Origin of the sequence: Microcoleus sp. Pol11C3, assembly GCF_036701485.1 — a bacterium.
GTDB lineage: Bacteria > Cyanobacteriota > Cyanobacteriia > Cyanobacteriales > Microcoleaceae > Microcoleus.
The window spans coordinates 15,606-37,571 of sequence record NZ_JAUBQW010000030.1; the positions used below are offsets into that span (position 1 = coordinate 15,606).

General features: G+C 47.0%; 15 protein-coding genes. 5 read left to right on the forward strand and 10 right to left on the reverse strand.

The window, feature by feature from the left end:
* Nucleotides 1–589: 589 nt before the first annotated feature.
* On the forward strand, nt 590–1,147 hold the full coding sequence (locus QUA40_RS09805; protein WP_445301139.1) for an HPP family protein: 558 nt from the start codon (nt 590–592) through the stop codon (nt 1,145–1,147).
* A 145-nt stretch (nt 1,148–1,292) separates the two neighbouring features.
* Here QUA40_RS09805 and QUA40_RS09810 read toward each other — a convergent pair whose 3' ends face one another.
* From QUA40_RS09810 to QUA40_RS09820, 3 genes are all read right to left on the reverse strand, one after another.
* A complete protein-coding gene (locus QUA40_RS09810) occupies nt 1,293–2,429 on the reverse strand; it encodes a phosphodiester glycosidase family protein (protein WP_333124618.1) in 1,137 nt (378 codons plus the stop codon).
* Between the two features lie 132 nt (nt 2,430–2,561).
* Entirely contained in the window at nt 2,562–5,687 is a 3,126-nt protein-coding gene (gene ppc, locus QUA40_RS09815; protein ID WP_333124620.1) for a phosphoenolpyruvate carboxylase, read from the reverse strand.
* A gap of 447 nt (nt 5,688–6,134) precedes the next feature.
* Nucleotides 6,135–6,359, reverse strand: a complete 225-nt coding sequence (locus QUA40_RS09820; protein ID WP_333124622.1) for a hypothetical protein — start codon at nt 6,357–6,359, stop codon at nt 6,135–6,137.
* A 638-nt stretch (nt 6,360–6,997) separates the two neighbouring features.
* On the opposite strand from QUA40_RS09820, the gene QUA40_RS09825 reads away from it, so the two are divergent.
* Both QUA40_RS09825 and QUA40_RS09830 read left to right on the forward strand, forming a co-directional pair.
* On the forward strand, nt 6,998–10,516 hold the full coding sequence (locus QUA40_RS09825) for a hypothetical protein (protein ID WP_333124624.1): 3,519 nt from the start codon (nt 6,998–7,000) through the stop codon (nt 10,514–10,516).
* Between the two features lie 106 nt (nt 10,517–10,622).
* The gene (locus QUA40_RS09830) at nt 10,623–13,496 is read left to right on the forward strand and encodes a zinc-dependent metalloprotease (RefSeq protein ID WP_333124626.1); all 2,874 of its coding nucleotides are present in this window, start codon (nt 10,623–10,625) and stop codon (nt 13,494–13,496) included.
* Nucleotides 13,497–13,669: 173 nt separating this feature from the next.
* Here QUA40_RS09830 and QUA40_RS09835 read toward each other — a convergent pair whose 3' ends face one another.
* The 4 genes from QUA40_RS09835 to QUA40_RS09850 form a co-directional block, all read right to left on the reverse strand.
* The gene (locus tag QUA40_RS09835; RefSeq protein ID WP_333124629.1) at nt 13,670–13,831 is read right to left on the reverse strand and encodes a hypothetical protein; all 162 of its coding nucleotides are present in this window, start codon (nt 13,829–13,831) and stop codon (nt 13,670–13,672) included.
* A gap of 138 nt (nt 13,832–13,969) precedes the next feature.
* Nucleotides 13,970–16,315, reverse strand: coding sequence for an NACHT domain-containing NTPase (locus QUA40_RS09840; RefSeq protein ID WP_333124632.1), 2,346 nt, complete (start codon nt 16,313–16,315; stop codon nt 13,970–13,972).
* 225 nt (nt 16,316–16,540) lie between these two features.
* Nucleotides 16,541–16,846, reverse strand: coding sequence for a hypothetical protein (locus QUA40_RS09845; RefSeq protein ID WP_333124635.1), 306 nt, complete (start codon nt 16,844–16,846; stop codon nt 16,541–16,543).
* A 320-nt stretch (nt 16,847–17,166) separates the two neighbouring features.
* Nucleotides 17,167–17,388 (reverse strand): hypothetical protein, encoded by a 222-nt coding sequence (locus QUA40_RS09850; RefSeq protein ID WP_333124637.1) that lies wholly within the window; start codon nt 17,386–17,388, stop codon nt 17,167–17,169.
* Nucleotides 17,389–17,513: 125 nt separating this feature from the next.
* Here QUA40_RS09850 and QUA40_RS09855 point away from each other — a divergent pair, with 125 nt between their 5' ends.
* Entirely contained in the window at nt 17,514–18,353 is an 840-nt protein-coding gene (locus QUA40_RS09855; protein WP_333124640.1) for an ATP-grasp domain-containing protein, read from the forward strand.
* A 123-nt stretch (nt 18,354–18,476) separates the two neighbouring features.
* On the opposite strand, the gene QUA40_RS09860 is transcribed toward QUA40_RS09855, so the two are convergent.
* The 3 genes from QUA40_RS09860 to QUA40_RS09870 form a co-directional block, all read right to left on the reverse strand.
* Nucleotides 18,477–18,716, reverse strand: a complete 240-nt coding sequence (locus QUA40_RS09860; RefSeq protein WP_333124643.1) for a DUF4926 domain-containing protein — start codon at nt 18,714–18,716, stop codon at nt 18,477–18,479.
* Between the two features lie 162 nt (nt 18,717–18,878).
* Nucleotides 18,879–19,856: a heme o synthase gene (locus QUA40_RS09865; protein ID WP_333124684.1), complete on the reverse strand. Its 978-nt coding sequence runs from the start codon at nt 19,854–19,856 to the stop codon at nt 18,879–18,881.
* A gap of 133 nt (nt 19,857–19,989) precedes the next feature.
* Nucleotides 19,990–20,904, reverse strand: a complete 915-nt coding sequence (locus QUA40_RS09870; protein WP_333124646.1) for a heme A synthase — start codon at nt 20,902–20,904, stop codon at nt 19,990–19,992.
* Between the two features lie 529 nt (nt 20,905–21,433).
* Here QUA40_RS09870 and QUA40_RS09875 point away from each other — a divergent pair.
* A complete protein-coding gene (locus QUA40_RS09875; RefSeq protein ID WP_333124648.1) occupies nt 21,434–21,943 on the forward strand; it encodes a hypothetical protein in 510 nt (169 codons plus the stop codon).
* Nucleotides 21,944–21,966 lie beyond the last annotated feature (23 nt).

Sequence of the window (21,966 nt, forward strand, 5' to 3'; positions counted from 1 at the left end):
CCAAACATCTTGGTCTTAACTCTTTATCTGCGTCCATCTGCTTTTATCGGCTCCATCTGCGGTTAAAGCTCAAACACAAACTAAACAGGCAAAAACAGTTCTGAAAAACTAATTTTAATCTCAGGAAAAGCTAGCATTCTAATCGCAGCATTATCTGCAAAGACTATCTTAGATTGATAGCCTCCTGCAGGATTCCGGTAAATATATGCCTCCCGTGCCTTGCAGATTTCGGAACTCTAGCTGCAACAGTAAGTCAACGCGAAATACCCGCAGGTGGAGAAAAAAGTGCCAGTGCGCCCAAAGCCGAAACACCGTCTGACGATGCACATGGATGAGCTATGGTCAAGGGTTCACCACTTCCGGCAACAAGCAGTGGGTGTGGCTAGCCGATGCCCAAACCCGCTCTCCCAGTCCACAAATAACCTCTCGCTTTACCCTCATCAATAACTCTGACGGCTAACGGTGAAGTGGCATAGAAGTAAAAAATCTGTGCCTTTAACTACTTTTTGAGCAATTGTTATGATATCTTAACTTTAGCGGAGGCTGGTTCAGACAATTTAAGAAGCCTGGTTATCAACTAACCTGATTTATGATTGACACTAAAAAAATTCGACTGAAATGGGAAAGTTATTGGTTTAAAACCTTTGGGAGATGGCGATCGTGTTCATTGACCTGCCCAATAGACAGACCTCATCCTCGGCATATTTTTTGGAGTTGGATTGGCAGTTTTTTGGCAATCACTGCAACGTCCTATCTTGCTGTAAAAACTAATTCTCCTTTACTAATGGCTCCGTTTGGCGCCACAAGCGTTCTCATCTTTGGTGTCCCTGACAGCCCTTTGGCTCAACCCCGGAATGTCATTGGGGGCAATTTCTTAGCGGCTCTCACCAGTTTAGTGATTCTGCATTTTCTCGGTTCTTCTCCCTGGGCGATGGGAATGGCTGTTTCTAGTGCGATCGGAATTATGCAGATTACCAGAACTCTACATCCGCCTTCGGGAGCAGTTGCCTTAGTCGTAATGATGACCAAACCAGACTGGAAATTTTTGCTAACACCTGCTTTTGAGGGATCAATAATCTTGGTCTTGTGCGCCGTCATCTTTAATAATTTAGCGGCAGAAAGGACGTATCCCAAGCACTGGTTATAGCATTATCTCTCATTCTCTCCTCCTTCCCTCGGGAGCACTACCCAAAATCGGGATGCTCCCTCGATTCCGACTTCCATCTGACTTCTTTCTTCCATCCGTTACATCCCGATCGCCTGCAACGGAAGCCGAACTTCCTTCTGCTAGATCAATCAAAAAAAACTGACGGATCGGGGGAAGGTCGAGCTCCCTTTTGAAAGCGTTCCCAGGACTGCTTTAACTGAGCCGGGGCTGGATATTCGCGATCGTACACCACCAGCACATTCGTCAAATTCCGTCCAGGCGGCAATAAAATCTGCCCTTGATGAGCCAAACCCACCGAAGCGCCCCCGTCCAAATTCATCGCTTCAAAACAGCCGATCGCCTGCATAACTTTAGCTTCTGCTTCCAAAGACAAACTATCAAGAAAAGTCACCAAAAATAACTTATCTCTCGAAGCCGGAAAGCCGATCGCCGTTCTCGAACCCACCCCCAAAACATGAGAATCTTTAAAACCTTCCGACAAAGGAGACAGCCAAACTTTCCCCCCTTTAACCAATCTCGGCCCGCAAGTTAGAGAAAACCAATGTTGACTCCAATCCGGCTTACCATCGATTCTAGCCGTCACCATTTCCAATTGATTTCCCGCTTTAATTCCCAAAGTCGTGCCGTAATTTTCCCATCGGCTGTACTTCAGAAACTTACCCGCCGCCACCATATTTCCCAGCACAGATTTCTGCTGATCTTTACCAAAAAAAGTCCCGTTAGCAACAACAGCAGCCCGGTAACGCGCGACCATATTTTCAAAAGGTTCATCGCCCCGCGTTACTTTAGAAGTATTTGCAAAATCTGCATTATTAGCTAACCCAATTGTGATATAAATTTCGGGGTCTGCGAGGTCAATAGTTGTGAGATAAAAACTGGCGCCAGCTACATTTTGGCGGCTGACTTGTAGGGGTTTTGCTTGCTTAGCCGAACGTCTGATAATTTGAGGTTGAGACGGCGGCGCAGCAGGAGAATTTTTTGAGGATTTTACAATAGGATTACTCGGCAGAGGTTGATTGGTTTTTCCCGATTTTACAATGGGATTGTTAGGGAGATGTGGACGAGTTTGATTTGATTGTATACTGGATAAAAAAGCGAGTGACTTTTGCCACACTTGACTTGCGAGAGTCCAGAAACTCTCTCGGTTTTGGGCGATCGCAAAATAGTCAGTCACAACCCGCGCCAAAGCTAAGCCCGTTAAAAATAAAAAAGTGCGCCGCAGCATCGGGCGACAACCTTCAGACTGTTTGCGTTTAGACATAAAAAATCTCAGCTAGGATAGCGAACAGTTTCCTATGGCTGTGACTACAATGGGCGATCGCCTGAATTCTGAAACTACCAGTAGCAAGGTGCAGGGCACCTCACCACTAATTCAAAAATCAAAACTATTTCCCTAGCCGGTATTCCGCATCCCCGCAGCAATACCATTAATCGTCAACAGAGCTCCCCGCAACAATTCACCTTTGCTGTAACGCGAGTGAATCACCCCCGGAACCCCGCCACTACCGTGCTGCCGCAAACGTTTCAGCAGTGAAACCTGCAACAAACCCAAAGGCACAATCGTCGCATTTCGCAACTGCACCGATCGCTGCAATGCCGGATCTTCGTCCAACAAACGTTGGTGTCCGGTAATCGTTAAAACTAAACCCCGAATCAAGTGAAATTCCGCAGCAATTTGCTCGAATAAAGTCTGAAAACGCTCCTTATCAGCCGGCAAAGCTAACTCCTGCACATAGTGTTCTGCAATCTGCAAATCCACCTTAGATAAAGTCATTTCTACCTTAGAAATTACCATTCTAAAAAACGGCCATTTTAAGTAGAAATACTGCAAAAGTTTCATGTGCTCTTCCGGTTCCTCCAGCAAAAACTCTTGCAAAGCTGTGCCGACACCGTACCAAGAAGGCAGCAAAAAGCGGCTTTGAGTCCAGCTAAACACCCACGGAATTGCTCGCAAACCGCTGATGTCTTTTTTGCCACCGCGACGCGCGGGGCGAGAACTAATTTGCAACTGGCTGATTTCTTGAATCGGGGTAACTTGGTGGAAGAAATCGACTAAATCCGGCTGTTCGTAGATTAAATGGCGGTAGTGCGATCGCGATCTCGCCGACAACTCTTCCATAATCTCATTCCAAGGGTCGATGCCATCAAAACCAGTGTGCAGCAAACTAGCTTGAATTACCGCCGCCGCCACAGTTTCCAAATTGTAAAGCGCCAACTCCGGCAAAGAATATTTAGAAGCCAAAACCTCGCCTTGTTCGGTAATCTTAATTCGCCCGCTAATACTCTTTCCGGGCTGAGCCAAAATTGCCTTGTAAGCAGGCCCGCCGCCGCGCCCTACAGAACCGCCTCGGCCGTGAAAAATCCGCAACTCTACATTGTATTTTTCTGCAACCATTTGCAAAGCCTTTTGAGCTTTGTGGATTTCCCAATTGCTGCTGAGGAAACCCGAATCTTTATTGCTGTCCGAATAGCCCAGCATTACCTCTTGCAATTTGAGAGTGTCGATTGGACATTGGATATTTTCTTCGCTGTTTTCCGCTACTTCCTGTGCGTATCCTCCTGTTAGCAAAGCCCGATAAAGCGGCAGTTCAAAGATTTGCTGCATTACTTCTGGCGCTTTTTTCAAGTCTTCCACTGTTTCAAACAGAGGTACTACTTGAATGCTGCTAATTCCTGTTGCTGGATCGTAAAGTCCGGCTTCTTTTGCTAACAGCAAAACCGCCAGCAAATCGCTGACATGGTGGGTCATACTGATCACGTAAGTTTCGCAAATTTCCGGACCGAATTCCTGGTGCATTTGCCGCAATATGCGGAAGGTATTAATCGTCTCGCAAGTTTTGGGAGAAAAGGGCAATTCTGCTGGAATTAAAGGGCGGCGAGTTTGCAGTTCAGTTGCGAGCCAGATAATTCGATCGCCTTCCGACATTTGATTGTAAGACTTGGGCAAAATTTGCAAGTATTCCGCAATTTCGCTCAAAGCGTCGGAGTGTACTGTTGACTCTTGGCGGATATCTAGGTAAGCCAAATTAAACCCGTAAATTTCTACTTGGCAGAGCAGATTTTCCAAGTCCCGACAGCTCAAACCTGTTTCGACTAAATTGTGCTCGATGAGCTGCAGCTCGGTTAAAAACTCAGCGCCCGATCGATAAAGGCCGGTCATTCCGGGATGTTCCGACAAAGCTTCGCGCTCCCGCTGCAACTCGTCTCCTTTGTAGAGCCGCCAATTGCGATCGCGCGTATTTTCCAGTCGCTGCTGCACGTAGGCCAGCTTCAACCGATAAGGTTCTTGGCGATAGCGGATCGCCCACTGCTCGTAAACCTCTGGAAATTCCGATCTGTCGCGATCGAGAGATTCCAGCAATTCCGGCAGCACGTCGCTCCAGTGCAGCGACAAACTCAAAAGTTCGTTCAGCCGCTTCACCGCGGCGATGTACTTCTCTAGCACCAAGTGGCGCTGATAGCAAGCTGTTTGCCAAGTAACTTTCGGAGTCACAGAAGGATTGCCGTCCCTGTCCGATCCCACCCAAGAACCGAACTTGCAAAAATTGTAACTCGGCGGTTTCAGATAAGGATAAGAAGCGTGCAGAGCTTGCTTTAAGCGGTGGTAGAGTTCGGGAATCGCATCAAACAGCACTTCATCGAAGTAGTGGAGAGTGTATTCCACCTCGTCAAGCACAGTCGGCTTGAATTGGTGCAGTTCGTCCGTGCGCCACCAGAGGCGAATTTCCTCCATCAGTTGCTCTTGGAGAGCCGCCGCTGCCCAACAAGACACTGGGTAGGGGCTTTGAGGGTCGGCCCCGAGCACCTGAAATTTCTCGTCAACTTGGTCTAGCTGTTGGAGAATCTTCGCCATTCGTCGCTGTTTGGTGCGGATCGTGTGGCGGACAATTTCTGTCGGGTGAGCGGTGAATACCAAGCGGATGTCTAACTGATCGATCAAGCGCTGAATTTGCTGGCTGGGCACGTTCAAGCGCAGCAGCATCGGGAACAGTTGGTGAAAAGTGCCGGCATCTCGGGCGATCGTCTCGCTGCTGTCTGCATTGCTCAGAACCGTTTGGACGGGGCCTGGGCCTTCCCTGTGCCGCGGGCGATCGGGGGCATCCGTTGCTTGTCCGGGCAGCTTAGAAAACATCCGCCCACCAGCATCGTTGCTGCTAGCGTAAGCTAGCTGTTGGTCTCGCTGTTCGTAGTGCTGTTCGACAATGTTGATTAACTGGAAATACAGTGCAAAAGCCCTAGCTGCGCGGATGGCGGCGTTAAGGTCGAGCTTTTCGATTAGCTGTACGACATTCGACTCGCGAAAGTGAGTGGCTTGTCCCTCGGCGGAATTGACCGAGCGCATTTGTTGGAGCAAATCCACTAATTCCTGCCCGCACTCCTGTCGCAGCACCGATTCCCACAAGTCCTCTACTACTTTGAGGCGATTTCGCAGAAACAGGTCTGATTTGGAGTAAGCGGGAGAATGGGAAATAGATGTTGCATCAATAGCCTGTTCTGAAGACTGGAGGACTGAACTCATCGGGCTGTTCCTCAATAGCTGCGGGTGTCAAGAAAATTGTATGGTTTAGTTTCGCCTAAAACACTTTTGTTTGCAGTCAAATTTGAGACAACTTATTACAAGGTAGAAAGTAAAAGGCACTTATTTACAAGGTATAAGGAAAGACCTATTCTTGCAGCACGGAGTGTACCCATTGTCAAGTTTTCAGGTCAGTTAACTTGCAGTTTGAGATTTTAGACGATCGGCGACTCGACGTTCGGCGAGCGCGAGCGTCGAGTCGCGCTAAGTCGAACAATTTGAGATTTACTCCCAAGATGAATCTGGGAAGTTGAACTAGGGGGTTGCCCTGAGCTTGTCGAAGGGTCGAAAATTTTTTTCTCTCCCCGACAGAAGTACGTGGCACAGTATCCGTTTTTGGGCGGGGTCAAAAAATTTAACTTCTAGCTGCTGCATCATTCATTGGGCTTTCTAATCCTGTGATTGAGGAAAGTTGAGCACGGGGAGGCGCGAGCCCCGAAAAACTTCTTCGCTTTCAACGCCGATCGACGCAACAAACTCAGCAGCAGCTTTAGCCACCACCAACCCGCCCAGCATGGGTAAGGCGACCAAGCTCAATAAAATATCTGAAGGAATTGGCAACTTTGGACTGTTAGGTGTTTCAGTTTTGAGCAAGTCTTGGTTTTCCGACGGCATAAATTCCTCCTGTGTCAATCCGTAATCCTCAGTTTACAAGGCAAATAATCATCTTGACCGCTGCTTTGTGACTAATGACTTCTGAGATCAAATCATGTGACATCCGACGAAAGATATCCTGCAAGCGATCGTCCCCGCATAGCCAAGTCTATAAATATCTTCTCGCAAGAGATTAAGCTCGCACTCGGAAAAAACGCTTTGTATAAAATCGGGATACTCCCCGAATGCTATCGATCGTGCGACTGTCTCCGGGGAGCATGACGAAACCACAGCACTACAGTCGGAAAATAATAGACATTTCCAGAAAAGCCAGTCTTGAACAGGCATCCTGCCTGTTCCACAAGAATTCTGAGAGAGGTCTAATTATTATTCGGATGCAAACGGAAACGATATGACTAATGACGAATAACTTATTGCTTGGCTTAATTTGGACTTATCTGTGCCAAAATGTCGAGGTATTATCAAAAAAATATTCCCCAACGGCTCCAAGCCGAGGGGATACAAGGCAAGACACTAAGTCCAGCCTGGCTTAAACCAGACAAAACGGTTAGGCTCGGCAAATCAAATAATTGTCTGTAAAATCTGTAACTGTGCTATTTCTAGAAAACAAAACCAGCTTTGGCAAAATTTAGAGTTTCATGTTGAATGCGAACGGGAGCATATTGGCAGACAATCGATCGAGCGCGTCGCAGTGGGCCGGGGAAGCTTTAGGGCTTCCCGAAGTTCAAGTACAAGCGCGTTTGCGGGGAAATCACCTGCACATTTTGTGCGAAGCAGCGCAGTGTCCGTCTCAAGAATTGGTGACGGCGAGATTTACCAACGCCCTCGAACACACTGATATAACGCGACTGCTGCCCGATCGACCTAAAATTTACCAGTTGTTTCTGTGCGGCCGCAAAATCGGTTCCAGACAAAATGACTGGACAGTCCGGCTCGATTGCAGCAGTCCCAAGCGACAGCAACAGCCACAGCAACCGGAACCAAAAGTTGCCGAAGTGCCGCCGCCAGCGAGTTCCCCCCACGAAACGCCAGCCAGCCCTAAAAGAGGCGGATTTTTCGGCAAATTTAAGAATGACAACCAGAAACTCAAACAGACACCAAAACCGGTAGAAAGATCGGCCCACGCGCCGCAAGTACGGGAAGAACTGGATTTTGACGCCGAAAGTCTGCCCATCGCCTCCCGGATTCCATACCCAGAAGTTTTTGAAACTTCCGCCGTGACGATCGACACTTCGGCGGCTGCGACGCGGGAAGCTTTTAGTTCCGGCCCTCCCCCGCAGCAGAAAGCGAACCGTGGCGCGGTGGCTTTGATTCAATCCCCCGAAGCCGACTCAGGCGAGGGCGATCGCGATGGAACATTGACGGTTTCGCCGGAAACGTTGGCGCGCCGGGGCTATCCAGATGCGATCGCCAGCTATCTCAGCGAAATCCTCGGGCCGATGGGAGTTTCGGTGAAAGTCAGCATTCGCGAAAAAGAACTCAAAAGCAGCCGAGAAACCTTACCGGTCAATGGGCAGGCAAATATCAAGCCCAAAGAACGTCGACTGCTAGTGCTGTGCGAGTCAGCTTACAGCCCCGACCCCTCATTGCTGGCAGAACCCATCGCCGGCAGGCTACGGAAACTGCAACTAGAGGATTTCCGGGAAGCGGTGATCGCCAGCCAAGTCAGCGGCGAAGCGAAGCCGGACTGGCTGCTGCGGGTGGATTTGACTTCGCCGGACAAAATTCTCAAGGAATGGGCCAGGTGGGGAGACGTACAGTCGATCGCCAAACTGCTAAATCAACACTTGGCTGCATCGAGAGTCGAAGTGCGGGCCACCCTCAAAGAAGCAACCCTCCACCTGTTTTGCAGCAAAACTGCCAAAAAAGGACAAAAGCCTAAACGGCAAGAATACCCGGACAAGCAGCAAACCACCGATACGATCGCCCCTTTGTTAGCCTCCTTTGCGCCCCAAGGCATCCGCGCAGCTACTATCTACGGCGTAGAACCAGCCAAGGACTCTCAGGTGGCGCCAGAGTCCCCCGTGTGGATAGACTGGGTGGACTTGCCTGCCGCTCACCACCCCGACTTGGCTGCAAGCGCCAGAATGCTGGCAGCCGAGGGCGACCAATTGGCTCTGACTTTTTTATTGAACAGGTTGCTCAACCCCAATCTCAGGCGCAAGCTGGAAACAGGAGGGATTCGGGCTGTCGTGCTGCAAAAAGCCAACGTGCTGCACGTCATGACAGAAGCTCTGACTTGCCCTTCTCAGTCGAAGGTAGGCCCCCCGGTGGCGAAATTTTTGCGGCATTTACAAATTCCGGGAGTGGCAGTGGTGCGAGTCTACGGACGCCGCGCCGGCCAGAAACTGCCCCTGTGGCGCTACGCAATCGACCTCAGAACGGCTGTTGACGAGGCATCAGCGACGGCACCCGCACCCGTTCCCTCCCAAGTGGCTGTGTTGGAAAAGGAACCGGTGCCGGAGTTTGCGCCGGCGGAGGATGGGAGTTTTTCGGGTTTGGGCGACAATTTGGTGTTCGATGCTCCGGTGCCCAACTCCTGGCGGCCGCGTTTCAAAATCAGACTCCCCGGATACAATCTGGGCGAACAGTTAGTTCAAGCTGCGGTGCAACCGCTTGTAGCTTCGGGTTTGTTTGTTCCCAACGATGGTTTATCAACGAATGCTGCTGCGCCGGGGGGCGTGAGAGCCGATCGCGCCGCCGGCATGGCTTTGATTTGGGCGATCGCCGGCTGTCTGGTGGCTTTCAATACCGATTGGCTCCTGGGTCTATTTCTGCAATCTGCGACGGTCAGTCAAGCTCCTAGCGCTTCCGAAGTTTGCAGCGGCCCAAATTGTCAAAATTCATCCCCCAAGGCTGTGGCAGACGTTACAGCCCCACTTCCGAAGGAAACTCCCAACCCCGTTCCCCCTGCTGAGGAGGTGAATTTGCCTCAAACTCCGTTGCAGCCGTCGCCGTCAGCGAACCGGGAAGAAGCCTTTAATGGCTCTGGGTTTACGAAACCGGGAAATACTAGCGTTCCTGTAGTTGATGTTTCTGCTCCTGCGGTGTTCCCAACTTTGAGGAGCCAGCAGCTTGACGAGCAGATAGCGCGCTATCAAGAGTACATCCACCTGCACAAAAAACCGCCGGATATTTTAATTGTCGGTAGTTCGAGGGCGCTGCGGGGTATCGACCCGGCGGTTTTGGAAACCGCTTTGGCAGCTTCGGGCTACCCGGGGCTGAGGGCTTACAATTTTGGGGTTAATGGAGCTACTCTCCAGGTTGTAGATTCGATCGTCCGCCGGATTTTGCCCCCGCAACAACTGCCGAAATTGCTGGTGTTGGCGGACGGGGCGAGGGCTCTCAACAGCGGGCGGCCGGATTTGACTTTTAGTGCGATCGCTTCTTCTGAAGGTTACAGGCAATTGAGCCGGGGTAGTTTTCTGATCCACACCAATCCATTAGAATCCGAAACATCGAAGGAAAGCGCCAACAACCCGGTGGCGACTGCCACGGAATTGCTGCACAATTTGGGACAAACTCAAGCTAACGTTCAGCAATTGGTGAGTCAAAAGTTGATTGAGGGTTCTGCAATTTACAAAAAGCGCGATCGACTCAAAGGGTTTTTGCGATCGATCGTTAATCCCTCAGCCCCTGTTGCAACCGACAGCCCCCAAACCGCAGCCCTGGGTGAACAAACAACGGAAAATGTCCCGCCACCTGCTGTTAGTAAACCAGTCAGCGAGTATCAACCAAATGGCTTTTTGCCGATCGATATACGCTTCAATCCTGATACTTACTTTCAGAGCCACCCGAAAGTATCTGGTTATTACGACTCCGACTATCAAAATTTTAAATTGATAGGCGAACAAGCTCTAGCACTCAAAAATTTGATCGAATTTACCAAGGTTCGCAACATCAATCTCGTGTTTGTGAATATGCCTCTGACTGAAGATTATTTAGACCCGGTGCGGACAGGTTACGAACAAGAATTCCGGCAATATATGCAAGAATTAGCCGCTCAAAGCGGACTAATTTTCCTAGATAATAGTTTATTGTGGCCCCAGGCGCGGGAATCTTTTTCCGATCCCAGCCACCTCAACCGTTACGGTGCTGTTGCAGTTTCTAAGCGGTTGGCTCAAGATCCCATGATTCCCTGGCCGGCGAAACAGTAGTTTTGACTTTTTAGTTTTGAGCTATTTTAGAAGTTAGAGGCTCCCAGCGTTGCGAGTTCGGCGCGACCATCTCAAAACTATTCTTTCCTGCGGCTAAATACTAACAATGAAAAGATTGATATTTCCTGAAAATAGCAAAAATCAACAGATAAAAATTCCGAAAAAAAATCTGCCTTTGATATTTTTTATATTATCTTTAGCATTTTTCTGTTTCAGTTTGTATAAAGGTTTCTTTTTACCTTTAGCTTTATCATCTGGGCCGCCCAGCAACGAACAAAGTAGCGAACAGCAAACTCTGGCACCCTTTGAACAGGTTGTCCAAGACGCACAAAAGTTAGAGGGACTATTTACCCTTTACCGCAATCAAGCAACTGATAAAGTATATCTGGAAATTAAACCGCAACAACTCGACAAAAAGTTCCTGTGCTTTGTGACATTGGCATCGGGTTTGGGGGAAGCGGGCATTTTGAGCGGAATGCCGATCGGCGATTTCTTGTTTCAACTGCGGCGCGTCCAAAATAACGTGCAGTTTGTGATACCAAATATAAATTTTCGCACAAGTCCGGGCGACCCGCAAGCAGGTTCGGTAGAACGGGGATTTAGCGAATCGATTCTCTATTCTTTGCCGCTCAAAAGCATTCATTCGCAAAGACAAACTCTGCTGATCGATTTAGGCGATTTGCTGATGAGCAAAAAGCGGGATTTACCAGGGGTAAAAGCGATTTTGCCGATGATTTTGGGCGCTTCTTACTCGATCGATGAAGACAAGTCTTATTTTAAAGATGTTAAAGCGTTTCCGCTGAATGTGGAAATTGCTTCTATTTACGGTTTTTCTAGCGATAATGACAGTGAACTTAACTATTTACCTTCGGTTCCTGACAGTCGGGCTTTTAACCTCCGCATTCACTACAGTTTCTCGGAAGTGCCGCTAAATAACGGCTACCGCCCCAGACTTGCGGACGAGCGAGTGGGCTATTTTCTTACAGCATATAAGGACTTTTCTGACAAGAGCAGCCGGGAGCCTTTTGTGCGCTATATCAATCGCTGGCATTTGCAAAAGCAAATCCCGACGGCGCCGATGTCGCCGCCGGTACAGCCGATCGTCTTTTGGATTGAAAATAATGTGCCTCCCGAATACCGAAACGCAATTCGCGAGGGCGTTTTGGAGTGGAACAAAGCTTTTGAAAAGGCAGGTTTTACTGAGGCAGTTCAGGTCAAACAAATGCCGGACAATGCTAAATGGGACCCGGCTGACGTTCGCTACAATACTATTCGCTGGTCTAGTTCTTTTGAGCCTCAGTTTGCCGGCATCGGGCCGTCTCGCACTAACCCGCTGACGGGGGAAATTTTGGATGCTGACATTCTGTTGGATGCTAATGTGGTCCGGGAAATCAAACAGGGTTATCGGTCTTTGGTGGAACAAAATAGATCGCTATCTAAGAGTTTTCAAGGGCGAAACGGTTCTAATACCAATCCCTGTCAGTTTGGGATGTATTCTCGCTATTTGAATGTGCTAGAAAATGGGGATTTAGGAAAAAGCAGCGGGGAAAATGCTCAAGGTGGAATTGCTGATGATTTGCCGACTTTGGTAGAAAGATACCAAGAGCAAAAGCGATCACCTTTATCGCGGTTGGTTTCGAGTTCGGATATGTGTTTTGGGTTGGAATCGAGCCGACAGTTTGCGATGGGGGCAATGTCAATGGATCTGTTGGACAATGCAGCGCCTAGCAGTCCGACAATTGACAATTATGTGAATGAATATATCAGATATTTGACGGCGCACGAAGTCGGTCACACTCTTGGTTTGAGGCACAATTTTCACGGGAGTACGATGCTGCAACCGGAGGATTTGAACAATACTCAGGTAACTCGCACGCAAGGTATGGTAGCGTCGGTGATGGATTATGTGCCGATTAATTTGGCACCACAGGGAACTGTACAGGGCGACTATTTTCCCAGGATTGTAGGGCCTTATGACGATTGGGCGATCGAGTATGGTTACAAGGTGATTGGCGGCGCAAACCCCAACAGCGACTTACCAGCGCTGCAACAACTTGCCAGCCGCGCTGCGGAACAGCAATTAGCTTACGCGCCGGATGAGGATTCTGTTGATATTCTCGATCCCGCTGCAAATACTTTCGATCTCAGCGCTAATATGCTGAGGTATTCGCAATGGCAATTGGATAATGCTAGGGCGATGTGGAAGCGTTTAGAAAAGCGAACTCCGGTTGGGGAAGACGGTTATAACGAACTGCGGGTGATGTTTGATTCGGTGTTCGGGTATTATGTCAACCAGGTGATGAATGCTACTTTGTACGTCGGCGGGCAGTCGTTTAACCGGATTCGCCCTGGAGATACTAATGCGAAGTTGCCGTTTGTGCCGATCGAACTTTCTCAGCAGCGAGAAGCTTTAGCAACATTAGAGAAGTACGTTTTTGCCCCGGATGCGTTTAGTTTTGCGCCGGAATTGCTCAACAAATTGGCGCCTTCGCGCTGGGAGCACTGGGGAAGTCCGGCTTTGGTGTTTCCTCTAGATTACCCGATCGGCGATCGAATTACTTTTTTGCAGCGGTTTGTATTGCGGGTTTTGCTATCTCCGACGCGCTTGGCGAGACTGCGGGATGCCGAGTTAAAATCGTCGCCGGAAACTGCTTTGAGGTTGCCGGAAGTGTTGGATACTGTGCAAAAGGATATTTGGCAAGAGGTTTTGCAGCCGGAAAAGAAGATGCAAATTTCAACTTTTCGGCGTTCTTTGCAGCGGGAACATTTAGCAATTTTGATCGGAATGGTGCTGCGAAAAACCAGTGTTCCAGAGGATGCGCGGAGTTTGGCTTGGTACGAGTTGCGGCAGTTGCGGGAGGGTTTGAGTAAGAGTATTCGGAATTTGGATCGGAATGCTGATGCTTATACGCGCGCTCATTTGGAGGAAACGCGCGATCGAATTTCTAAAGTTTTGAATTCGCAAATTCAGTCGAATTAATTTTATAGTTAGGTTCTCGTCGCAGTAATTCTGTGAGGAGTTACTAATTCAAGTCAGTATCAGCTTGGTAGCGCACATTCACGATCGCCAATGCGCTTTCGTCGCTTATCGCTTAGCTAGTTGTTGCTTCAAATCTCGGATCGCAGCGCTGGTGTTGCGTTGCTGAGCAATTTCTACACAGCGGGCCGCACTTCTCGGTTGCGATACTTCCGACGCGGAATTGAGCCGTCTCCAGGGCGATCGTACAAACTCTGATAATGTTGCCCGGTTTCAGGTAAGCGTATTACAGAAGCCGCAGGCAATTGAAATTTTTCGGGTGAGACGAGGGAAAGCATGGTCTAAGCTGACTTTTGCAGCCATTGATTTTAATGATAACAAGAGTGGTGCGGGGGCTCAGATTTGAGCCTTGGCGGTTGCTCTATTTTCTGAGGATAGGGAAAGAGGGCGATCGTTGCAAAGCCTTGGCACATAACCTACTTTTTTGCTGATTTACGTCCTATCTGTTTCTCTATTTCTTCAATGGGTAAAAGCAATGTATCCTTAATCTCTTGTCTGACTGCTAGGCTTACATAGCAGTCACTATTCAGACAACTTACGAGTAGATTGTTTGCATCATAATACTGCCTCAAAAGCTTTTTTTGGTAATTATTGAATGGTTCATGATATACACTTTGTCCCTCACTATCTATAGACCTTAACTTTTCAACTAAGCTTCGTCCCTCTTTGTTCCACCATTCATCTTTCATTTCTTGAGACTGAACTGAATGGTTTAATTCTTTAGGGAATTCTTGCAACAACTGCTTAACATCAGGATTAGAAGTTTCAAACAATCCAGTCTCACAAGCAGATAATACAACCAACTTAGTTTCTAAAGTAGAGTCTAAAACTTGATTGGCATGGATGCTCTTTTTTTCGTCCATATTCATGCTTGAAGATAACGAATTGTCTAAAAAAAGCTCATGCCCTGAGAAGTGAAGCACTTCCGGCAAATCAACTTTAGTAGCAACAGCAATCGGAGCTGGGAGTTCTTTGTTTATAGCTAAGCTTCCCGGCAGATCACAAGGGATATCGAGAAAACGAGATAAAACAAAAGCTCGAATTAAAACAGGCTCAATTTCAATATTAATTGAGACTGACTTTTTCATAACTTGGATGAGGAACTGTTGCAACGTATTATCAAGAGCCAGAGTTTTATCTATAGCTTGTTTCATTAGCAGCAATAAGTTATCGGCACTAGCTAGCATACTTACTGCTAGGATAAAGACTTCTCGCCAACATGGTTCTGAAGCATGATTGACGAATGCTTTCAGAGCTTCATGATCGGATTTATGGGAAATGATACTAGAGACAATACTCTTGGCAGTAAAGTATTCATGAAAAGCTAAGTGCGAGAATGAATAGATGTCACGTACCCTTTCTATAAGTAAATTGTGTTGTGCTTCAATAGACCTAAGCACCGCTCTACTGTCTAAGTCTAGAGTGTTTTCATGGCTTTCTGAATCAGCTAAATTAGATAAGTATTCTGTGATATATTGCTCAACATCTCGTCGTTTAAAGAAATATTCTCCGCGCTCAAAAGTTTTCCAGGCAATATAACTAAGTAAATTTTCTTTGCGCTTGACCGATAACTTTCTCGAAATTTGATGTCGTTCAATATTTCGTTGAGCATCCCATTTTTCAAGGCAAATATCTATTACTTCTTGATATAATTCAGATTTGTTTATGGGAAAGTCACCGCTCTCTTCAAAGATTACACACAAAAGATTTAACAGTAAAGGATTAGATGCTAATGCCTTGAGATGATAATTATCATTAAGTTTCCGGATCAAAGACTTGGCTTTGGAAGCATCTTTTTGACCAAACCACTTATTAACAAAGGTATTGACTCGTTCGGGGTCAAAATCTGCAATCTCGACCTCTACAAAGTGTTCAAACACATAATTTATTGCTGCAGTTCGACAGGTGATTATAAACTGATTGTCTGCGAAAGACATAGACAGTTGGCGAACTTGATTTACAACCATCGCAGCATCTTGCTGACGAATCTCATCTAATCCATCCAATAGGATCAATGCTTTGCCATATTGAATAATGCTCTTTAGCTCTTCACCATATTGGTTAGTGATAAATTCTATAAGATCCTGTTTATGCGAAACTTCTGCCAAATCCCTCAAAGTAATAAACACAGGGACCCGATCTGCCTGAAATTCTCCATCCAAGCATTTCATCGCCAAGTATTTTAGGAAAGTCGTTTTCCCTGCTCCAGGCTTACCTAGTATCACTAACTTGCTATAACGGTTAGCTGCATCTAGTCCAGGTATCCGTGCTTCAGCAATTTGAGATAATCCAAAGCGATCAAACTTGTTTGCATCAACTTTTTGTAATAGTTCCGTAAGCCCTAATCGCCTGCGTCCTGAAATCTTTTCCAGAATATTGACATGAGTATAAATACCTTGACTACCAAGCAACTCCACGGGGTGAGTCATATCCAACACCCTCATGGAGCTGCAATGCTTATCAATAACTGGCTTTACCCTCTTACGATTTTCTTGAACCAAGGCATCGAGATTACTCTCAGTGGCAACCTTGTTTGCACTGTCTGAAACATCTAACACCTCATCCCAACTAAGGTCTAGAGCTGTACAGATTGCAATAAAGGTATTACGGTCTACGGGGTGACCTGCAAAGAAGTTAGCAACTGAGGCACGAGACAGTTTAACTTGCCCCGCTAGCTGCGCTTTGGTCAGTTTTTTGAAGGCTACAGCTTCCTTTGCCCGTTTACCGCCTTCGGGAGATAGGCGCAATGAACGACTTGCCATAGTTACACCACAGTATTCAGACGACTTTACATAATTATAGTTATACATTCTCAGACAAAGGTTGACAATCTTAGCCATATTAGTTATTCTCAGACAAAGACAGTCATTCTAAGATGTTCTAAGCGCCAAACTTGGACATACGCAAACATACTTATTGTAGGAGCAAGCGATCATATGCCCAATCAGTCCCCTGATCCATTGTCACAGCGTTCTTTTTACGAGTTTTTAAGAAAACTTCTTGATCAGAACCGTAACGGTGCCGATAGCGCTGGACTCGTAGCGTATGTCGCTACTCTCGGTTTTCTTGCCTTTATCTTTATCTCTTTTGTAACCTGGACCGTCGTGAGAACTGTTAATACGGTTCCTACGACCGGCAACGCTACCACAATCACAAATACGCAAGGAGGCTCGCCTCAATCCAAGTGACTGTTTGGCATTGGGCGATCGTTGTGTTTCCTCTCGCGAAGCGATCGCCCAACCTTGTATCGAGTCTCTACCAGTCAACACGGATTTCTGTAAATATACGGACAATTCCCATCTATCTCTCTGGTGAAAAAACAACTTTTCCGTATAACACCTTAATCCCTAGTTATACGGAAATTTTCCCTCTATCTCGTTTTCGTTATAATTGTCTGAAACCTTTGTCTCTAACTGACTTCATTTATCACCCCAAACTCACACCGCGATATAATTCCTAGATCGCGACTTCAAGCTCAATACTCTGAAACAGCGTCACCCAAAGCCTGCCTCAATCCACACAACTACTTGCTTCCGGCAATAACTAAGGTAGGGGGCGTTGACGAATTTGATCGCGCTCCACCACCGTAAACCGTTCCTCAAATTGCAATCCTTCAGTCTGTAATAAATTTAACAATATTGATGCTGGTTCTTCCGGCGTGTGAGGACGAAACCGCAAATAAATGACACCTCTTGGCGATCGCAGCCGCCAACGATATCGGATATTCAATTTCCGCAGCACGCGCGATCGGAGCCGCTTGAATTCGTTCTAACAGGCGTCTCAAAATGACTTCGGCATCAGCAGGAGAAAGTTGTTCTTGAAGTTTGGCTTGCATGGCATTCACCTTTCATTAATAGGCGAAATAGAGGCGTCTCCTCGGCGATCACTCCTGGTTTTTAGTCGAAATTTGCGCTACAATAATAAATTCATCGGCCATATGACTTGGGCGAGGGTAGCTAGATGGTTAGCTGGATTCTAGAAGATGGTGTATTTGGCTGCTCTATGGCTCCACTTGCAACGGAGATTCGCAAGCAAGGACACAATGTTAAGATTGTTGACTATACCAGAGGCATAACAGACTATCAACGCTTCTTTCCCCAAACAGAGTGTGTCATCTTCTATGGGTCACTCTATATAGCTGAACAGATTCTCAGTTGGGATTTGTCTTGGACACCAGGAATTATCGGGACTATTGAACATTATCATTGCACAGCCTATTATCCTCATCTTAAACCTTGGCTGTTGAATGCAGGGGGTTATATTTTGCCACTATCAGAGTTGTCTTCCTCTGTGGTTGAAAAGCCTAAATTACTTTTCAATCTTGAGGAGAGCCAACGTTTGTTTATCCGTCCCAACAGTCCACTTAAACCTTTTGCAGGTAGTCTGTATTCTCCTAGAGAAGTGACGGACTTAGACAGTTTTATGAAACGCCATTACCTCGAAGACCCGAACATTTTGGTGGTGGTTGCACCGGAACAGTCCATTGAAGCAGAATGGCGAGTGATTATTGCCCAAGGACAAATCTTGTGTGCTTCTCAATATCGGCAGATTGAGAAACCTTACTATCAATCCGGAATGCCTGAGATTGTGCGACAAGTAGCCGAAGCGGTGGCGCAACAACAATGGCAGCCTGACCCAATTTGGGTTCTAGATCTCTGTTGTTCGGGTAATTTGGCTTACGTTATAGAGATTAATTTTCTATCGTGTTCAGCCTTGTATCAGTGTGATTTGAGCTTAGTTGTGAGAGAAGCATCAGAGGCGGCCTGGAAGCGGTGGGTCCAGAAGCAGCAAGGGATATAATATTTTGCACCTTGCGATCGAACGTCAAAATTACCCGTTGCTCAATCGATCGAAACTCACACCGCGATATAATTCCTCGACCGCAATTTCCAGCTCAATACTCTGTAAAGTATTATTTGTGCGTTAAGCGTAGGCAGGAAGTGGCTCATAAACGAGTTGCATGAGTTTTCCTGAAGGAACGGTTTCCATTGCATAGGTATTACCTTGAGCATCGGCAAAATCTACTAGATAAGCGCGATCGTCAAAGCTCATGAGAATAGTGCCAACTTGTCCTGGCCGGAGCAAAATTGGCTCAGAGGTGTCTTTATGGATTGCCTGAATTTCTGCGGTCAAGGCAACAACATCATACTCGTGTAACGTCATCACAATATCCTCAGTTATTGACAGGAGAGGTATTCGCTCTTTTTTAGCCGCTGATTAACGCTGATTAACGCAGATAGGAGAATGGGGCTCGCTATTTTACCATAAATAAACAAAACCCGCTAGATGCGGGTTTCATTTTAATAATTGCTATTTAACTAATTACTACATCACAACTGCACTAATCAAAGTTTGCACATTTTGTACAAAAGCAGTAGTGAAATTATGAGTCACAGGCAAACTGTCAACCACTATTCCAGCGCACAATAGCATCAGGTACAGAATAGAGTATTTAAAGAGCGATCGCGCAACGGCCTTATCCTCGGGAGTCTGCAACAGCAACCAAGCTTTTTGGGCAAAAATAGCACCGAGGAAAATAGCTGTTCCCGCATACACCGCGCCCGCTAAATGCAGGGGATAAACTAACAGCAAAGTTGCAGGAATCATCAATAGCGTGTAAATCCAAATTTGGCGGGCTGTCTCTTCGTCGCCCTCAATTACAGGTAACATCGGGACGCCTACTTCCTTGTATTCATCGCGAATCATCATTGCTAATGCCCAAAAATGCGGCGGTGTCCACAGGAATATAATCCCAAACAGCAGCCACGCACCCCAACTCAAATCTCCCGTCACCGCAGCCCACCCAACTAGCGGGGGAATCGCCCCTGCTGCACCGCCGATGACGATGTTTTGCACGCTGTGACGCTTCAGCCAGTGGGTATAAATTAGGACATAGAAAACGATGCCTGACATTGCTAGCAATGCGGCTAATAAGTTGGCAACAACTGTCAGCAATGTAAAGGATATTGTAGCTAGGGCGATCGCAAATATCAAAGCATCCCGCTTCTTGACACGCCCGGAAGGAATCGGCCGCCACCGGGTGCGCTCCATAATATAATCGATGTCGCTGTCGTAGACACAATTAATGGTATTCGCCGACGCGGAAGCTAAAGCACCTCCAGTAATAGTTGATACCAGCAATAGCGGGTCTACTTCTCCTTTGGCGGCCATCCACATTCCTGCTGATGTGGTGATTAACAGCAGTAAAATAATTCTGGGTTTCGTTAGTTGATAGTAACTTTTCACGACTTGCGAAAAGTTTTCGTGGAGGCGAGGGCTGTCGTTGGTAAGGATTTCTTGCATCGGTTGTAAGCTGTTAGTAATTATTTGCGAATTCGTCATTAGTCATTAGGTTGGAGTGGCGGGTTTTACGAGAAAAATTTGGTGTAGCTACAAGGATTAATAAACCCGCCACCTCTTACTTTAGTCTTATCTCTCAAGCTGATAAAACTCGATCGCGCCAGGCTAAAACACTAAAAGCTATCAGGGTTCCCAGCAAAGCAGCACCGACTGCTTGGTGGGCGACTGTCAGCGGTTCTACCTGAAGGTGCAGCCGGAAAGTTGCCAATCCCAAAACTAATTGAGCAATTAGGCAAACACTCGCCCAATTAGCCAGTTTTCGCAAATTGGGACTCAGTGCAGGCTGCCGCCAAGCCATGACTGCTACGGCTAAAGTCGCTGCTGTAGCTGGTACGATACCGGCGATGTGGCTGTTCATTACCGAGCACAATTCTGAGGAGCTCAAACATTGGTGCAGTGCCCATCTAGAGCCTACTAATGCTCCTAGCAAACTTTGCAGGTAAACTAACAATGCTGCGATCGAACTTACCCAAGCCAATTTGCCGACATTTCCTGTAGCTTCGTAGGGAGTCAGCATGAAACCGATGACTAGCAGGGCGCCAAAAAATAGTAAAGCTGTTCCCAAGTGAGCGGTAACGATGTCAAATCTCAGCAGTTGTGTTACTGTCAAGCCGCCCAATACGCCCTGAAAAACGATTAAAAATACTGCTCCGGCGCTCGCCCAAGGCAGCCATTTTGGCAGGCGACTGCGGTAAAACAAAGATAGTCCTAAAAGTGCGATCGCGCTTAAGCCAATTGCCGCAGCGTCCAATCGGTGAAACCACTCCAGAAATACTTGCAAATTCATTTGCGCTGCGGGTATTAATTGACCGTAGCACAGCGGCCAGTCGGGGCAAGCGAGCCCCGCATTCATAACTCGCGTAGCGCTGCCTACTGCCATTAACAGCCAGGTTGCGATCGCAATTTTCCACACTAGGCCGCGGATAATATCTTTTGGCTGCCACTGCACTCCTGCTGCTGCGTTTGGCTGATTTAAAACTGAGTTTGCCATGGAATTTACCTTAGCCGTTGTTATCGATCGAACTTAATTAAATATCGAGGTTTTGCTTTGACTGAGCTTAGCCTAGCTTAACACTCTTTTTCTCTGACCAACCGTCATTTTTACTACCTTAGCGACACTTTTATCCAATTAGTTTGTCTTTATAATTTTTTTAACTTTATTCTTTATATTACAAAAGATGTCCTTTATTTTGTCAAACTTAAAAAAACTTTAATCTTTCCCCGCTCCTGGATAATTAAAAACTCCCCCACTGTCTAGGTTAGGCCGAAAAAATAAAGATATAATTAAGAAAAAGAATTTATTAAATAATTGTGATATGCACGGCTCAAAAATGTTTACAAAAAGCTAAACAACATAAAAAAACCTATAAAGTAGGATTCGCAACAAACTATATTTAGCTGATTGTTCTAGCTTAGTAGGAAGTATGACCGCAAATAAAACCGCAGTCAACAAGTTAAGCAAGCTATAAGCCAGCGACTCTTTACTCCAGGCTTCGTAGCCGCGACCAAGCTGTTCAAGGATGGAAAAAGAAACAGGAAAAATACCGGGTTCGCTGGTGGCCCTAGATGACGGCATAGCTCGCAGCAATCAGCTTGTGGTACGGTCAAAACAACCACCTGATGCCACAGCAAGCCTCAGAATAAGCACCGATGGTAGAGGCTTTTATAACGTGACGATCGCGCTCGCCACAGCTCTATTTATGGCATTGCATAATAGCGGGAGGATTTGGATTGTTTTGTGGGATGGGCTCTCTTCGCCCGAAGGCGTGTATTTTTACAGCAGGTGGGACGCTAACCCCTATTCCCCACAAGAATCATTCTCAAATTGTACAACACCCCGATCGCACCCCCACCGATCGCAGACTCAGGATACGCGCTGCGTGAAACAGCAGCAGAAATCACACCAGAAATGCCTCCCACCCCCAGCAGCGCCAAATACGACAACAAGCCAAACCCTCAGAGACGGGATAATCCGCAGGTATCACACTCAACCTCACTGGCATCTAAGCTGCTACGCAGCTAGATTGTAGAATATCAAGTAGAAATAAATTAC

What these genes read in the sequence shown, in the direction of transcription:
- QUA40_RS09870 (WP_333124646.1), bottom strand. Translation starts at nt 20,904, where the DNA reads ATGGCAAACTCAGTTTTAAATCAGCCAAACGCAGCAGCAGGAGTGCAG.
- QUA40_RS09840 (WP_333124632.1), bottom strand. Translation starts at nt 16,315, where the DNA reads ATGGCAAGTCGTTCATTGCGCCTATCTCCCGAAGGCGGTAAACGGGCA.
- QUA40_RS09830 (WP_333124626.1), top strand. Translation starts at nt 10,623, where the DNA reads ATGAAAAGATTGATATTTCCTGAAAATAGCAAAAATCAACAGATAAAA.
- ppc (WP_333124620.1), bottom strand. Translation starts at nt 5,687, where the DNA reads ATGAGTTCAGTCCTCCAGTCTTCAGAACAGGCTATTGATGCAACATCT.
- QUA40_RS09825 (WP_333124624.1), top strand. Translation starts at nt 6,998, where the DNA reads ATGTTGAATGCGAACGGGAGCATATTGGCAGACAATCGATCGAGCGCG.
- QUA40_RS09850 (WP_333124637.1), bottom strand. Translation starts at nt 17,388, where the DNA reads ATGCAAGCCAAACTTCAAGAACAACTTTCTCCTGCTGATGCCGAAGTC.
- QUA40_RS09875 (WP_333124648.1), top strand. Translation starts at nt 21,434, where the DNA reads ATGGAAAAAGAAACAGGAAAAATACCGGGTTCGCTGGTGGCCCTAGAT.
- QUA40_RS09820 (WP_333124622.1), bottom strand. Translation starts at nt 6,359, where the DNA reads ATGCCGTCGGAAAACCAAGACTTGCTCAAAACTGAAACACCTAACAGT.
- QUA40_RS09810 (WP_333124618.1), bottom strand. Translation starts at nt 2,429, where the DNA reads ATGTCTAAACGCAAACAGTCTGAAGGTTGTCGCCCGATGCTGCGGCGC.
- QUA40_RS09835 (WP_333124629.1), bottom strand. Translation starts at nt 13,831, where the DNA reads ATGCTTTCCCTCGTCTCACCCGAAAAATTTCAATTGCCTGCGGCTTCT.
- QUA40_RS09805 (WP_445301139.1), top strand. Translation starts at nt 590, where the DNA reads ATGATTGACACTAAAAAAATTCGACTGAAATGGGAAAGTTATTGGTTT.
- QUA40_RS09865 (WP_333124684.1), bottom strand. Translation starts at nt 19,856, where the DNA reads ATGCAAGAAATCCTTACCAACGACAGCCCTCGCCTCCACGAAAACTTT.
- QUA40_RS09860 (WP_333124643.1), bottom strand. Translation starts at nt 18,716, where the DNA reads ATGACGTTACACGAGTATGATGTTGTTGCCTTGACCGCAGAAATTCAG.
- QUA40_RS09855 (WP_333124640.1), top strand. Translation starts at nt 17,514, where the DNA reads ATGGTTAGCTGGATTCTAGAAGATGGTGTATTTGGCTGCTCTATGGCT.